This is a genomic window from Amycolatopsis sp. NPDC003865 (assembly GCF_053605345.1).
This window is the reverse complement of record NZ_JBSGJA010000020.1, coordinates 50,233-63,277: the sequence shown is the minus strand read 5'-3', so window position 1 is coordinate 63,277 and position 13,045 is coordinate 50,233. Positions and strand designations below refer to the sequence as shown.

The following is a 13,045-nucleotide window of genomic DNA, read 5'->3' as shown; positions in this document are numbered from 1 at the left end:
GGGAGGTGCGGACGTGGGCTGGACGAGTGAGCAGCTGATCAAAGCCGCGCAGGACGGCGACCTCGAGTCGCTCACCGCGGTGGTGCAGGACGCTCACCCGCACGTGCGCCGGTTCGCCGAGCACCTCTGCGCGTCGCCGCAGGATGCCGAGGACGCGGCGCAAGAGGCGTTGATCGTGCTCTACCGCAAGATCGGCACCTTGCGGGCGTCGGCGGCGCTGGCGTCCTGGATGTTCCGGATCGTGCGGAACGAGTGCCTGCGCCGCGTGCGGCGGGCGCTCGACCGCGAGCACGACGGCCTGGACACCGACCTCGTCGCGTCCGCCGAGGACGAAGTCCTCAAGCGGCTGGAAGCCGAGCGGGTCGCGGAGCTGATCCGGGCCTTGCCCGATGTCACGCGCCGCGTGCTGATCATGCGCGACGTGCTGGGTTATCCGGGCCGGGCGGTCGCCGAAGCGCTCGGGCTGAGCACGCCGGCGATGAAGTCCCACCTGCACCGGGCGCGGACCACGCTCCGGGCCGGCCTGCTTGTCGCGCACCCTCCCGCCTGATCGCGAAAACCCCGTTTCGAAGGGAAGTCCACCATGCTCGAACCCGGCTCGGCCGCGCCCGCGATGGTGCTGGAAGACACCTCCGGGCAGACCGTCCGCATCGCCGATCACCAGGGCGCCGTGCTGCTCTACTTCATGCGGTCGACCTCGTGCCCGGTCTGCAACCGGCACGTCCAGGACCTCGTCGGCAGCGGTGACGAATGGGCGGCCGCCGGCGTCCGCGTCCTGATCGTCGTCCCCGAAGACCGGGAAGAGGCGGCCTCGTGGAAGGCCAAGCGCCGGATCCCGTTCCCCGTTCTCACCGGCCGCCGCGACAACCCGCACGAGATGGTCGGCCTGAGCAGGAAGGTCTTCGGGTCGGTGCAGCAGTCCGGCAGCGTCCTGATCGACGACCGAGGCGTCATCCGCCACGCCCACGGCGCCACGCTGCCCACGAACAGCTACGACAAGAAGGGCATCACCGCGGCCATCGCGGCGCTCCGCACCCCGGCCTGAGCTCATGCACGAGTACAACGCGGCGCGGATGGAGCAGCTCCAGAGCCGCACCACGCAGAACTCGATGATGACCGCGGCGGTGGCGGCGACGGCGCGAACGCGTTGCACTGGGAAAGCTGGCTCCGGGGTGGGAACAGGTGGAGGATCGCGTTCCGGACCGGCAGCAGCTACCTCCTGGCGTCGGTGCTCCTGCTCGGTACGGCGTTCACCGGCACCGTCCTGGCCGTCGTCTACTCGTTCGCGGATGCCAGGGCAGGGGCCGGGCTCAGGGTGTTCACCTGCCTGACGGTCAGACGTGGACCGGGAACTTCGCCGGCCCCCGGAGGTTGATCCGGCCGTTCCACTCCAGCTCGCCCGCGAAGCCCAGCCCCGGGAACCGCCGCACCAGCCGGCTCACCGCGACCTGACCCTCCAGCCGCGCCAGCGCCGCACCCAGGCAATGGTGCGGGCCCGCCCCGAACGACACCTGGTGCCGCGCCTCCGGCCGGTCCAGGCGCAGCTCCGAGGCGTCCGGGCCGAAGAACCTTTCGTCGCGGTTCGCCGATCCCAAGCACGCCAGCACGAACGTCCCCGCCGGGATTTCGCGGCCCGCCACCGTGTGCGGCGCCGTCGTGACCCGGCGGGTCTGCTGGACCGGGGAGTCGTACCGCAGGAATTCCTCGACGGCGTTGGCCGCCAGCTCGGGCTGGTCGGCCAGCAAAGCCAGCTGCGCGGGGTTGCGGAGCAATGCGTTGACGCCGTTGGCGATCAGGTTGACCGTGGTTTCGTGGCCCGCCACGTACAACAGCACCACCTGGGCCACCAGCTCGTCGCCGTCCAGGACCTGGCCGTCGTGTTCGGCCGCGATCAGCGCCGTCAAGAGGTCGTCCGCCGGGTTGGCCCGCTTCCAGGCGATCACCTCGCGGGTGATGCCCGTCAGCTCCGCGTCCGCCGCCGCGATCGCGCGGGCCGTTTCCTCGTCCGCGACGATTTCCAGGGAGCGGACCAGGGTGCCGCTCAGCTCGCGGATGCGGGAGTGGTCGGTCGGGGGCATGCCCAGCATCTCGGAGATCACCGCGAACGGGAGCGGGAACGCCAGCTCCTCGACCAGGTCGCAGGTTTCCTTGTCCGCCATGCGATCCAGCGCCGCGTCGACGAGGCCGGCGATCTTCGGCTCCAGGGCCGCGACCGCGCGGCGGGTGAACACCTTCGTCACCAGGGACCGCAGGCGCGTGTGGTCGGGCGGGTCGCGGTCGAGCATCGACCGGTTGAGCGCCCCCGCCTCCTCGTCGGCGGCGAAGAACTCGAACGGCGATTCCGCCAGGTTGGCGACGTCCACCGACAACCCCGCCCGCAGCAGCGCCGAGACGTCTTCGTAGCGCGAGACGAACCAGAAGCCCAGCGGGTGGTCCTGCACCGGATCTTCGTCGCGCAGCAGCTTGTACTGCTCGTACGGGTTCTCGAAGAACCCGGGCGCGAACGGGTTGAACAGCAGCTCGTCGGTGTTCGTCATGGCGTACCCCCGTACCTACACCGTGTCGGTGACATACGCAGTGTATGTCCTATGCTTTGCGCATGTCGACCCTCAAGAGCCGGCGGGAGCAGTACTCCGAGGCCACGCGGGCCGCGCTGCTGGCCGCGGCCACCCGCCGGTTCGCCGAGGACGGCTTCGCCGGCACGGCCCTGGAGGACATCGCCGCCGACATCCAGGCCACGCGCGGCGCGATCTACCACCACTTCGCCAGCAAGAAGGCGTTGTTCGAGGCGGTCTTCGAACAGCTCGAGACGGGCGCGCTGGAAGTGTCGGCGAACGCGGCGGCGCGCGCGGCTGACCCGTGGTCGGCGGCGTTCTCGGCCCTCGACGCGTTCCTCGACCGCTGCTGCGACCCCGTCTACGGCAAGCTCGTCTGGCGGGAGGCGCCGCTCGCGCTCGGCTGGGTGCGCTGGCAGGCCGCCGAGGAGCAGTACGCGTACGGCCTCGTCGAGCAGCTGATCAAGGCGCTCGTCGACGGCGGCGACATCGACGAGCAGCCGCTGGAGACCACGACGCGGCTGGTGTTCGGCATGGTCGGCACGGCCGGGATGGCGCTGGCCGAGGCGGCCGATTCGGACAAAGCGCGGCTCAAATCGGAGTACGCGGCGGTCATCGGGAGGATGGCTTCGGGATTGCGTCCCGCCGTCACGTGAATCGTGGCCTGCGGCTTTCCCGGGCGCCGTTTTCTTCGGGATTCTGACCCATTCGAGATAACAGGGACACCCTGCGTAGCACTTGTGAGGTCCGTGTAGGCTCCGGTCTCGCTTGACCGGGTGATCACTCACCCGAATCAGTGGCCGCCTGCGGGGGTGGATGGCTGCTTACGTCGTGGTTCGGGCTCGGATAGGAGATTTATGCAGGTCAGGTCCACTCTCGTTCGTGGCGGGATCGCGGCTCTCGCCGCGGCCGCCGCTGTCATGATCGGCTCGCCCGCCGCCCTCGCCGATGACGGTGCCGCTCGTGGCCGCGTCGTCGCCGACGAGCACGGCAACGCCAAGGCCACCGTCGGCTACCGGCTCAACCTCGGCCGGGGCGGCGACTACATCGCCGAGCTGTTCGAGATGAAGCTGTCCAACGGCAGCACGCTGAAGCTCTACTGCGTGCAGATCACCGTCGGCCTGCGCACCGACGTCGACATGGTCGAGCGTCCGTGGAGCAAATACCCGGCGGAGAACTCGTCGTTCGAGAAGAACAACACCAAGATCAACTGGGTGCTGCACAACGGCTACCCGGGCACCGGCCTCGACGCGCTGGGCAAGGCGCTGAAGAAGGCCGGCGTCGAGACCCACGACGGCATCTCCGAGCGCGAGGCCATCGCCGCGACGCAGGCCGCCGTCTGGCACTTCAGCGACGGCGTGAACCTCGACGCCACCAAGCCGCTGGCCGAGGAGAAGGACGCCGGCGCCAACGCCGACGTCGCCGCGCTCTACGCCTACTTCACCGGTGACCAGAACAAGGGCATCGGCGAGCAGCCGAAGCCGACCCTGAACATCGCCGCGGACAAGACCGAAGGCGCGGCCGGCGGCAAGATCGGCCCGTTCAGCGTCGCCACCAGCGGGGACATCACCTCGCTGACCAGCCAGCTGCCCGAGGGCGTCAAGATCACCGACGCCGACGGCAAGGAGCTGAAGAACTCCGACGTCAAGGACGGCAGCAAGCTGTACGTCGACGTCCCGGCGGGCACGAAGCCGGGCAAGGGCGGCTTCACGCTCAAGGCCACCGGCGAGCTGGACACCGGCCGCCTGTTCGTCGCCGAGAACTACGCGCAGAAGCCGGCGCAGTCGCTGATCGTCGCCGACTCGGAGAAGACCGAGGTGACCGCGAACGCGGCCGCCAGCTGGACCGAGGCCGCTGCCCCGACCACCGCGCCGAGCACCCCGGCCGGCTCGAACGGCGGGGGCGGCGAACTGGCCAACACCGGTGTCGACGCCGCGGTTCCGTTCACCGTGGGCGGCCTGCTGCTCGGTGGCGGCGCGCTGATGCTGCTGGTGAACCGCCGGCGCAGCCGCGCGTAGGCGAGCAAGCTCGACGAACGGGGTCGGTCCACTGTGGACCGGCCCCGTTTTCCGTGTCCGGAAACCGACCATCGGATTGCGATCATCGGGGCAAACCGGGCGAATCGCCTGGTAATTGGTCTAGACTTTTCCGCATGCGTGGGACGACCGTTCCGCCGGGGACGCCTTGCCGGGCACCGCGGGCGGGGGAGCTGCCGATGCACCGGCTGGAGGTGCCCGCCCCGCACGCGCCGCCGTTCGCCGTGGGCACGTTCGACGAGATCGGGCCGCTCTCGCGCGCGGAGTTCCCGCACCGGCACACCTTCCACGAGCTCGTCCACGTCACCGGCGGTACCGGCGCGCACGTCGTCGACCTGGCGCGCCGCCCGCTGCGGCCGCCGCACTTCGGCGTCATCGCGCCGGGGCAGGTGCACCAGTGGGCGGGCGTGCGCGGCCTGACCGGCCACCTCGTGCTGTTCACCGACGACTTCCTCCTCGACCACCCTGCCGACCGCGAGCTGCTGCGGCGGCTGAGCGAGCAGCCGTGGACGCGGCTGGACGCGCACGCCGACGCCGTCGTCACGCGGCTGATCGCCGACCTCGTCGAGGAACGGCGCCACGGCGAAGAATCGGTGCTCCGGGCCCTGCTGCACGTCCTGGTCGCGCGCGCCGGCCGCTTCCTGGGGACGCCCGCGCCCAAGCCCGCCGGGGCGGTGGCCGCGGAGTTCACCCGGCTCGCCGGCCGGCCCGACCTCGGGCTGTGGTCGGTGTCGGCGCACGCCGAACGCATCGGCGTCACCCCGGGCCACCTCACCGAGGCCGTGAAGGCCGCGACCGGCCGGACCGCCGCGCAGCTGCTGCGCGAGGCGCGGACCCGGGAGGCGCAGCGGTTCCTGCTCCGCACGGACCTCACCGTGCGGCAGGTCGCGAGCCGCGTCGGGTTCGCCGACCCGGCCTACTTCTGCCGCTTCTTCCGCCGCGAAACCGGGCTGAGCCCCGGCGACTTCCGGCGCGGCGCCGGAAATCACCACGACTGACCGGTCCAGTCCATCGTCGCCCACCCGGTGCGCTGCCTACGTTCGAGGGGATCCCCGACGCCCCCACGAGGAGCAAGGCATGGACGAAGACAGCAAGCTCAGCCGCAAGACGGTGCTGCGCGCCGCGCTGGCGGCGGGCGTCGCCGCGCCGGTCGCGCTGATCGGCGGCCCGGCGCTCGCCCGCACCACCGTCGCCGGCGGCCAGGTCCCGGAACTGACGCCGGCGTGCCACGACGGCGACGAGCCGACGATCGAGCAGACCGAAGGCCCCTACTTCAAGCCGAACTCGCCCGAACGGACCGACCTGGCCCCGCCCGGCACCCCGGGCACGCGCCTCACCGTGTCGGGCTACGTCTTCGGGCGCGCCTGCCTGCCGATCAGCCGCGTGCTGCTGGACTTCTGGCAGGCGGACGTCAACGGCGCGTACGACAACACCGGCTACACCTTCCGCGGCCACCAGTACACCGACGCCCAGGGCGCGTTCCGGCTTTCGACGATCGTGCCCGGCCTCTACCCCGGCCGAACCCGGCACATCCACGTCAAGGTCCAGGCGCCCGGCCGGCCGATCCTGACCACCCAGCTCTACTTCCCCGGCGAGCCGCGCAACAACACCGACACCATCTTCGACGCGCGGCTGCTGATGACCGTGCGGGACAACGGCTCCGCGAAGGAAGGCGCCTTCGACTTCGTGCTGAACGTCCCGCAGACGCCGACGTCGACGTCGAACCCCCCGACGTCGAACCCGCCGACCTCCACCCCGCCCGGGGGCACCACCTGGGCGGCGGGCACCACCTACGCGGCCGGTGCCCGGGTCACCTACGGCGGCCAGGGCTACGTGTGCTTGCAGGGGCACACGGCCCAGCCGGGCTGGGAACCCCCGGCCGTCCCCGCGCTGTGGCGGGCCGGGTGACCCGCTGAGGAGGGAGGGAACGGGCGGGTCCCGGTCTGCACCCCGGGACCCGCCCGGCTTCCGCACGATTGGCGTCGCGCCGGCGCCGGCCGCCCTGCGACAGTGGCGGCATGACGGATTCGCGACCGTGGCTGCGGCGCTTCCACCCGGCGGCGCCCGGCGCGCCGAGGCTCGTGTGCTTCCCGCACGCCGGCGGGGCGGCGAGCTACTTCCACGCACTGTCGGCCGCGCTGGCCCCCGCGGTCGACGTGCTGGCCGTGCAGTACCCGGGCCGGCAGGACCGCCACGCCGAACCGCTGGTGGACGACCTGTTCGTGCTTGCCGACCGGCTGGCCGCGGTGCTCACCGCCGGGGTCGCCGCGCCGGTGGCGTTCTTCGGGCACAGCATGGGCGCGACCCTGGCGTTCGAGGTCGCGCGGCGGCCCGGGCCCCGGCTGTCGGGCCTGTTCCTGTCCGGGCGCCGGCCGCCGTCGCCGGAACCGGCGGGCCCGCTCCCGGAGCGGAGCGACGACGAACTGCTCGCCGAACTCGTGCGGCTGGGCGGCACCGACGGCCAGGTGCTCGAGCACGCCCAGCTCGTCCGCGCGATGCTGCCGGTGCTGCGCAACGACTACCGGGCCACGTCGGCCCACCACTACCGGCCGGGGCCCGACGTGGACTGCCCGATCGTCGCGCTCGTCGGCGACCGCGACCCGAAGGTCACGGACGAGGAAGCGCGGCGGTGGGCGGCGTTCACGTCCGGCGCGTTCGAGCTGACCACGTTCGAAGGTGGGCACTTCTACCTGAACGACCAGCTCACGGCGGTGAGCGGCCTGCTCCGCGAGCGGCTCACCCGGTGGACGGGCGAGCCGCTCGCGTCGGGTCAGCAGTAGAGGTTCGCGCCCGGGTCGACGCCCAGGACGGACGTGATCTGGCGGTACTTGTCGACGCGGCTCTGGACCTGGGCGGGGTTGCCGCCGTTGCACTCGATCGAGCCGTTGATGCTGCGGATGGTCTCGCCGAAGCCGGCGCCGTTCACCATGGCGTTGTGCGGGGTCATGGTGCCCGGGCCGCTCTGGGTGTTCCAGTACCAGAGGCCGGTCTTCCACGCGACGGCCGCGTTCTGCTCGACCTGCCAGGGGTTGCCGAGCAGGTCGATGCCCAGTGCGTCACCCGCCGCCTTGTAGTTGAAGTTCCAGCTCAGCTGGATCGGCCCGCGGCCGTAGTAGGCGGACTGGCCGGCGGGGCAGCCGTAGGGCTGGTTCCAGTCGCAGTAGTGCGGGTAGTTCGCCGTGTTCTGCTCGACGATGTAGACGAGGCCGCCGGTTTCGTGGTCGACGTTCGCGAGGAACGCGGCGGCTTCCTGCTTCTTCACCGTGTCGCTGCCGGTGTTCGCGAAGCCGGGGTAGGCCGACAGTGCCGCGGTGAGGCCGCTGTAGGTGTAGAAGGAGTTGCGGCCGGGGAAGATCTGGTTGAACTGGGCTTCGCTGACGACGAACGCGCCGGGGTTGCCCGGGTCCGTGCCGCCGCCGCAGCTGTAGGGCTCCCAATACCAGGTGCTGATGACGGGGTCGTAGCCCGGGTTGGCGTTCTTGGCGCGGTAGTAGCCGCCGTTGGTGTAGCGCACGATCGCGCCGACGTCGTACCACTGCCCGGCGACCCAGTTCGGGTAGCTGCAGGTGGTCCCGCCGCCGCCGTCGCAGCTGTAGGGCTCCCAGTACCAGGTGCTGATGATCGGGTCGTAGCCCGGGTTGGCGTTCTTGGCGCGGTAGTAGCCGCCGTTGGTGTAGCGCACGACGGCGCCCACGTCGTACCACTGGCCGGCGACCCAGTTGGGCGCGGTGCAGGCGGCGGCCGCGGCCTGCGGGGCCTGGCCGGTGGCGGCGGGCACGCCGAGCACGAGCCCGGCGGCGGCGGCGAATGCGGAGAGGATCGCGGCAAGACGTCTTCTCAAGACTGGCTCACTCCTTCGGCCACGACGGAGTCCGGGCGCGGGGGCGCCCGGTGTCGGAGGGGGTGTGCTCATCCGGCCGAGACGAGGGTGACACCGGTCACTAGAACAGATTGGTCTAGTCCAGTCAAGGATTCTGGCGGGTCGGGCAACGGGTGTGCGCGAACGACTCCGGAGTTGAACCGCGCGTGGCCGCCCGTGCCGGCCGGACCGGGCGTGATCAGTCCTATGTGGACTCGAGGCGGCCCAGGTGGTCGAGCATCGAGCGGACGGCTTCGAACTCCCGGACCTCCTGGCGGCAGTCCGGGCACGCGGCGAGGTGCCGCTCGACCCGCGCCGCGTCGGCGGCCTCGAGCAACCCCAGGCTGTACGCCCCGAGGTCGGTCCGGTCGTACCGGGCCATGGATCGCGTCTCCGTTTCCGCGTCCCGCAAGGGAACGCCCGCACTACCGGACGTCTCCAGAGTCCTGGCCCGTACGCGGCACCGGCGACCTTCCGCCGTTTTCCACCCGATCGGCCGACAACTTGCGGCGGCTAACAGCCCATGTGAGTGACGGTGGTCCGTCACGGTACTCACCGGTCCGGACACGGAAAGCTTTTGTGCCCCGAATTTCCGCGAATCCGCGTCATGGCCCGGCGGCGGGCCCGTCGGTTCTGCGTCGGACCGGAATTTTCCGGCTTCGACCTGGGCGAAGGCGATCCGAAACGAGGAGAGCGAGCGATGACCGTACGGAGCCACCGGGCGGACGACGTCGTGGACGAGGTCGGGGTGTGGCTGGCCGGGGAGTTCGGGGGGCGGCTTCCCGCCGGGGAGATCGACCGCGTCGTCAAGCTGACGCGGCTCGACCTCGAAGGCAGCATCGCGTCGGAGGAGCTCGGGGAGATGCTCCACCGGCTGGGGCGGGCCCGTTTGCAGCGGATCCTGGAGGTGGCCCCGGCCACCCGGGTGCGGATCCCGCAGGCGCGCTGACCGGCGTCAGCGGGACGCGGCGGCCTTGAGGGTGCGGAGCACCGGCGCCGTCTCCAGCGTGTGGACGGCGTCGAGCGCACCCAGCCGGCGCGTCAGGTAGTGGTGCAGCCCGGCCGCGTCCGGGCAGAGCGCGTGCGCGACCAGGTTGGCCGGCCCGGTCGTCGCCGCGACGAGGGCCAGTTCCGGGTGCGTGGCCAGCTCCCGGGCGACGGCGTCGAGGTGCGCGGGCGCGACCGACATCCAGAGCAGCGCGTGGGTCGTCGCGCCCAGCGCGGCGGTGTCGACCTCCAGGTCGAAGAACACCGTGCCACCCGCTTGGAGGTCGGCCAGCCGGCGCGCGACGGTCGCCGCGGACCAGCCGGTGGCCGCCGCCAGCTCGGCCAGGCTCGCCCGGCCGTCGCGCTGCAGCGCCGCCATCAGCGCGGCGTCGTCCCCGGTCAGCGGCTTGCCCTCGCCCGATACGGCTGGGGTCAGCGCGGCGGCCTGCGCGGGGTCGAGGGCGTTCGCGCGCCCGAGCCACGCGGTCGGGCCGCCGAAGTAGCGGTGCAGCAGCTGGTGCGCCGACACCGCGGTGATGCTGGCGGAGCGCGGGACGTCCCGCAGCAGCAGCGAATGGTCGCTCGCGGCCGGCGTGTGCACGTTCACGCAGATCTCCGTGCCGCCCGAGACGAGCTTGACCCACGCCGTGTCGGCGCGCCGGGCCAGCGCGAGCGCGACGTCGCGCGCGGTGTTCGGCGTCGCGGTCAGCCGGACCATCCACTCGGCCTGCCCGGCGCGTTGCGGGTCCGGCAGCCCGACGACGCGAAGCGACGCTTCGGCGCGTAGCCGGCGATAGCGGCGTGCCACTGTCTGCGTCGAGACGCCGAGGACTTCACCGATCTTCGTGAACGGCGCCCGGCCGTCGAGGTGCAGCGCGTGGATCAGCGCGCGGTCGACGTCGTCCAGAGCCGTGGTCATATCCCTCATCAAAGCGCACCGAGTGGAACAAATCAGCAGGCTTGCCCCGGTAAGTGGAAGCGCGGACGACGTCGAGGCGATGGTCGGTGGCGAACGAAAGGGGGCACCTCTTGCCGACCACCACCCGCTACCGGCACCGCTGGGCCGCACTGGCCGTGCTGCTCACGGCCGAAGCCATGAACCTCCTCGACGCGACGATCGTCCAGGTCGCCGGCCCGGTGATCCACGCCGAGCTGCCGGGCCCGGCCGCTGACATCCCGTGGTTCTCCGCGGCCTACACGCTGCCGTTCGCGGTCTTCCTGATCACCGGCGGCCGGCTCGGGGACGTCTTCGGCCGGGCGAAGACGTTCAAGGCCGGCGTGACGGGCTTCGTGCTCGCGTCGCTGGTCTGCGCGGCCGCGCCGGCCGCCGGTCTCCTCATCATGGCCAGAGCGGTGCAAGGCGCGGCCGCGGCGCTCGTCATCCCGCAGACCATCGGGCTCGTCCGCGCACTGTTCGAGGGCGACGAGCGCGCGAAGGCACTCGGGACCATCGGTCCGGTGATGGGCCTGTCCGCGGTCACCGGGCCGCTGCTCGGCGGGCTGCTGACGCACGCCGTGTCGTGGCGCGCCGCCTTCCTGGTCAACGTCCCGCTCGGCCTGGCGGTCCTGCTCGCCGCACGGTTCCTGCGCGAGGACAAGGCCGTGACGCGCCCGAAGCTCGACGTCGCCGGGACGCTGCTCGTCGTCATCGGGACCGGACTCGTCGGGTACGCGCTGATCAGCCCGGGCGCGGCGAACTGGTGGCTGCTCGCCGCCGGCGTCGCCGTGCTCGCCGGGTTCGGGTTCCACCAGCGCCGCACGTCCGCGCCGCTGGTCGAGCCGAGCCTGTTCGCCAACCGCGGGTTCCCGTCGGCGCTGGCCGGGTCGCTGCTGTTCTTCGCGACGATGACCGGGCTGATGCAGGTCGTGCCGATGCAGCTCCAGCTCGGCGAAGGTGCCGACGTCCGCACTGCGGGTCTGACGCTGTTGCCGCTCTCGGCCGGGCTCGCGGTGGCGTCGTGGTTCGCGGGCAGCCGGCTGGTGCCGAGGTTCGGCGCGCGCGTGATGTTCGCCGGACTGGCCCTGCTGCTGACCGGGATCCTCGGCGCCACGGGCGGTGTTCCCGGCGCGCTCGCGGTCTGCGGTCTGGGCATGGGGACGTTCACGGTCCCGTTCTTCAGCGCCGCGCTGGACCGCGTCCGGCCGCACGAGACGGGTTCGGCCGCCGGGCTGCTCAATGCCGTGCAACAGCTCGGCGGGACCCTCGGGGTCGCGCTGCTGGGCGGGCTCTACCTCGGCAGCGGCACGGCGGCCACGGCGTACGGCGTCGCTGCCGTGCTGACCGTGGCCGCCGCCATCGCGGTGATCCCGCTCAGTAGTCGTCGCGGCCGGTGAACTGCTGCTCCAGCAGCTCCGCCGCGCCCGCCACCAGTTCGAGGGGGTCGATGAACTCGTTGATGTCGAGGTTGATCAGCGGCAGCGAGTGGCGCAGCACGAGGTGGTCACCCATCACCGCGAGCCCGCCCACGACGGTCGAGTTGCCGACCTCGGTCAGCACGTCGAGGAGGTCGACCTCGTCGTGGCGGGCGAACGGCGTCGCGATCTGGACCCAGTCCTCGCGCTGGTCGAGGATCTCGCGGGCGATCACCATGATCTGGGCGCGCTGCTCGGTGTCGGGCTCGTCGCCGAAGATCAGCCGGATGCGGATCTCGTCCGGCTCGTCGCGAACGACCCGGTACGCCTGCCTGATGTACGCGACCAGGTCGCCCCACTCGGCCATCAGGCGGCCCCGATCCGGTCGAGGTCGGCCAGCACGTCCGCGGGCAGCTCGAGCGAAGCCGCGGCGAGGTTCTCGCGCAGGTGCTCGAGCGACGACGTCCCGGGGATGAGCAGCATCGACGGCGACCGCTGCAGCAGCCACGCGAGCGCGACCTGCATCGGCGTCGCGCCGACCTTGGCGGCGCAGTCGTCGAGGATGCCCGACTGCAGCGGGCTGAAGCCGCCGAGCGGGAAGTACGGCACGAACGCGATGCCCTCGGCGGCGCACTTGTCGACGAGGTCGTCGTTCTCGCGGTGCGCCAGGTTGTACTGGTTCTGCACGCAGACGACCGGCGCGATCGCCTTGGCCTCGTCGAGCTGCTCCGCGGTGACGTGGCTGACGCCGAGGTGCTTGATCAGCCCCTGCTGCCGCAGCTCGGCGAGCACGCCGAAGGGCTCGGCGAGCGACATCCGCACCGGGTAGCCGCCGGTGTCGTCGCCCAGGCGCAGGTTCACCACGTCGATGGCCTCGACGCCGAGGTTCCGGAGGTTGTCGTGCACGGCCTGCGTCAGCTCGCCGGCCGACAACGCGGGCGGCCACGCCTTGTCGGGCGTCCGCCGCGCGCCGACCTTCGTCACGATCGTCAGCGGCTCCGGGTACGGGTGGAGCGCCTCCTTGATCACCGCGTTCACGGTGTGCGGCCCGTAGTAGTCGCTGGTGTCGATGTGGTTGACGCCGCTTTCGACGGCTTCGCGCAGCACGGCGACCGCGGTGTCGTGGTCGCGCGGCGGTCCCCAGACACCGGGGCCGGCCAGCTGCATCGCCCCGTACCCCATCCGGGTCACCGGGACTTCGCCGCCGAGGCTGAAAGTGCCGCCCAGGTTTGCCATTCCGCTCCTCAGGTAGGTGG

Annotated in this window: 15 protein-coding genes; 9 read left to right on the top strand and 6 right to left on the bottom strand. The window is 71.7% G+C overall.

The genetic code is table 11. The features are described from left to right. Positions 1–13 precede the first annotated feature (13 nt). The gene (locus ACWEVP_RS37150; RefSeq protein WP_452067248.1) at positions 14–550 is read left to right on the top strand and encodes an RNA polymerase sigma factor; all 537 of its coding nucleotides are present in this window, start codon (positions 14–16) and stop codon (positions 548–550) included. A 33-nt stretch (positions 551–583) separates the two neighbouring features. Continuing rightward, on the top strand, positions 584–1,045 hold the full coding sequence (locus ACWEVP_RS37145; RefSeq protein WP_452067247.1) for a peroxiredoxin family protein: 462 nt from the start codon (positions 584–586) through the stop codon (positions 1,043–1,045). Positions 1,046–1,334: 289 nt separating this feature from the next. Here the strand turns inward: ACWEVP_RS37145 and ACWEVP_RS37140 are convergent, their stop codons facing one another. Beyond that, positions 1,335–2,537: a cytochrome P450 gene (locus ACWEVP_RS37140; protein WP_452067246.1), complete on the bottom strand. Its 1,203-nt coding sequence runs from the start codon at positions 2,535–2,537 to the stop codon at positions 1,335–1,337. A 62-nt stretch (positions 2,538–2,599) separates the two neighbouring features. On the opposite strand from ACWEVP_RS37140, the gene ACWEVP_RS37135 reads away from it, so the two are divergent. The 5 genes from ACWEVP_RS37135 (at position 2,600) to ACWEVP_RS37115 (ending at position 7,371) form a co-directional block, all read left to right on the top strand. Then, positions 2,600–3,211, top strand: a complete 612-nt coding sequence (locus ACWEVP_RS37135) for a TetR/AcrR family transcriptional regulator (RefSeq protein ID WP_452067245.1) — start codon at positions 2,600–2,602, stop codon at positions 3,209–3,211. A gap of 201 nt (positions 3,212–3,412) precedes the next feature. Then, a complete protein-coding gene (locus tag ACWEVP_RS37130; protein WP_452067244.1) occupies positions 3,413–4,573 on the top strand; it encodes a thioester domain-containing protein in 1,161 nt (386 codons plus the stop codon). A 134-nt stretch (positions 4,574–4,707) separates the two neighbouring features. Further along, positions 4,708–5,589 (top strand): AraC family transcriptional regulator, encoded by an 882-nt coding sequence (locus ACWEVP_RS37125; RefSeq protein WP_452067243.1) that lies wholly within the window; start codon positions 4,708–4,710, stop codon positions 5,587–5,589. Positions 5,590–5,668: 79 nt separating this feature from the next. Then, positions 5,669–6,499, top strand: a complete 831-nt coding sequence (locus ACWEVP_RS37120) for a dioxygenase family protein (RefSeq protein WP_452067242.1) — start codon at positions 5,669–5,671, stop codon at positions 6,497–6,499. A gap of 110 nt (positions 6,500–6,609) precedes the next feature. Beyond that, the gene (locus tag ACWEVP_RS37115; protein WP_452067241.1) at positions 6,610–7,371 is read left to right on the top strand and encodes a thioesterase II family protein; all 762 of its coding nucleotides are present in this window, start codon (positions 6,610–6,612) and stop codon (positions 7,369–7,371) included. Here the strand turns inward: ACWEVP_RS37115 and ACWEVP_RS37110 are convergent. Next, the gene (locus tag ACWEVP_RS37110; RefSeq protein ID WP_452067385.1) at positions 7,362–8,378 is read right to left on the bottom strand and encodes a glycoside hydrolase family 19 protein; all 1,017 of its coding nucleotides are present in this window, start codon (positions 8,376–8,378) and stop codon (positions 7,362–7,364) included. The two genes, ACWEVP_RS37115 and ACWEVP_RS37110, sit on opposite strands and share 10 nt — an antisense overlap. Before the next feature lie 277 nt (positions 8,379–8,655). Beyond that, positions 8,656–8,832, bottom strand: a complete 177-nt coding sequence (locus tag ACWEVP_RS37105) for a zf-HC2 domain-containing protein (RefSeq protein ID WP_452067240.1) — start codon at positions 8,830–8,832, stop codon at positions 8,656–8,658. A 318-nt stretch (positions 8,833–9,150) separates the two neighbouring features. On the opposite strand from ACWEVP_RS37105, the gene ACWEVP_RS37100 reads away from it, so the two are divergent. Beyond that, complete coding sequence (locus tag ACWEVP_RS37100) at positions 9,151–9,399, top strand: hypothetical protein (RefSeq protein WP_452067239.1); 249 nt, start codon at positions 9,151–9,153, stop codon at positions 9,397–9,399. A gap of 6 nt (positions 9,400–9,405) precedes the next feature. Here the strand turns inward: ACWEVP_RS37100 and ACWEVP_RS37095 are convergent, their stop codons facing one another. Then, positions 9,406–10,356: an Lrp/AsnC family transcriptional regulator gene (locus ACWEVP_RS37095; RefSeq protein ID WP_452067238.1), complete on the bottom strand. Its 951-nt coding sequence runs from the start codon at positions 10,354–10,356 to the stop codon at positions 9,406–9,408. 110 nt (positions 10,357–10,466) lie between these two features. Between ACWEVP_RS37095 and ACWEVP_RS37090 the strand changes: the two genes are divergently transcribed. Continuing rightward, positions 10,467–11,771: an MFS transporter gene (locus ACWEVP_RS37090; protein WP_452067237.1), complete on the top strand. Its 1,305-nt coding sequence runs from the start codon at positions 10,467–10,469 to the stop codon at positions 11,769–11,771. Here ACWEVP_RS37090 and ACWEVP_RS37085 read toward each other — a convergent pair. Then, positions 11,749–12,156 (bottom strand): hypothetical protein, encoded by a 408-nt coding sequence (locus tag ACWEVP_RS37085; RefSeq protein WP_452067236.1) that lies wholly within the window; start codon positions 12,154–12,156, stop codon positions 11,749–11,751. The two genes, ACWEVP_RS37090 and ACWEVP_RS37085, sit on opposite strands and share 23 nt — an antisense overlap. Beyond that, a complete protein-coding gene (locus tag ACWEVP_RS37080; RefSeq protein ID WP_452067235.1) occupies positions 12,156–13,025 on the bottom strand; it encodes an oxidoreductase in 870 nt (289 codons plus the stop codon). Before ACWEVP_RS37080 ends, ACWEVP_RS37085 begins: the two co-directional genes overlap by 1 nt. Positions 13,026–13,045 lie beyond the last annotated feature (20 nt).

What these genes read in the sequence shown, in the direction of transcription:
- ACWEVP_RS37120 (WP_452067242.1), top strand. Translation starts at nt 5,669, where the DNA reads ATGGACGAAGACAGCAAGCTCAGCCGCAAGACGGTGCTGCGCGCCGCG.
- ACWEVP_RS37145 (WP_452067247.1), top strand. Translation starts at nt 584, where the DNA reads ATGCTCGAACCCGGCTCGGCCGCGCCCGCGATGGTGCTGGAAGACACC.
- ACWEVP_RS37080 (WP_452067235.1), bottom strand. Translation starts at nt 13,025, where the DNA reads ATGGCAAACCTGGGCGGCACTTTCAGCCTCGGCGGCGAAGTCCCGGTG.
- ACWEVP_RS37125 (WP_452067243.1), top strand. Translation starts at nt 4,708, where the DNA reads ATGCGTGGGACGACCGTTCCGCCGGGGACGCCTTGCCGGGCACCGCGG.
- ACWEVP_RS37115 (WP_452067241.1), top strand. Translation starts at nt 6,610, where the DNA reads ATGACGGATTCGCGACCGTGGCTGCGGCGCTTCCACCCGGCGGCGCCC.
- ACWEVP_RS37095 (WP_452067238.1), bottom strand. Translation starts at nt 10,356, where the DNA reads ATGACCACGGCTCTGGACGACGTCGACCGCGCGCTGATCCACGCGCTG.
- ACWEVP_RS37140 (WP_452067246.1), bottom strand. Translation starts at nt 2,537, where the DNA reads ATGACGAACACCGACGAGCTGCTGTTCAACCCGTTCGCGCCCGGGTTC.
- ACWEVP_RS37135 (WP_452067245.1), top strand. Translation starts at nt 2,600, where the DNA reads ATGTCGACCCTCAAGAGCCGGCGGGAGCAGTACTCCGAGGCCACGCGG.
- ACWEVP_RS37100 (WP_452067239.1), top strand. Translation starts at nt 9,151, where the DNA reads ATGACCGTACGGAGCCACCGGGCGGACGACGTCGTGGACGAGGTCGGG.
- ACWEVP_RS37105 (WP_452067240.1), bottom strand. Translation starts at nt 8,832, where the DNA reads ATGGCCCGGTACGACCGGACCGACCTCGGGGCGTACAGCCTGGGGTTG.
- ACWEVP_RS37130 (WP_452067244.1), top strand. Translation starts at nt 3,413, where the DNA reads ATGCAGGTCAGGTCCACTCTCGTTCGTGGCGGGATCGCGGCTCTCGCC.
- ACWEVP_RS37085 (WP_452067236.1), bottom strand. Translation starts at nt 12,156, where the DNA reads ATGGCCGAGTGGGGCGACCTGGTCGCGTACATCAGGCAGGCGTACCGG.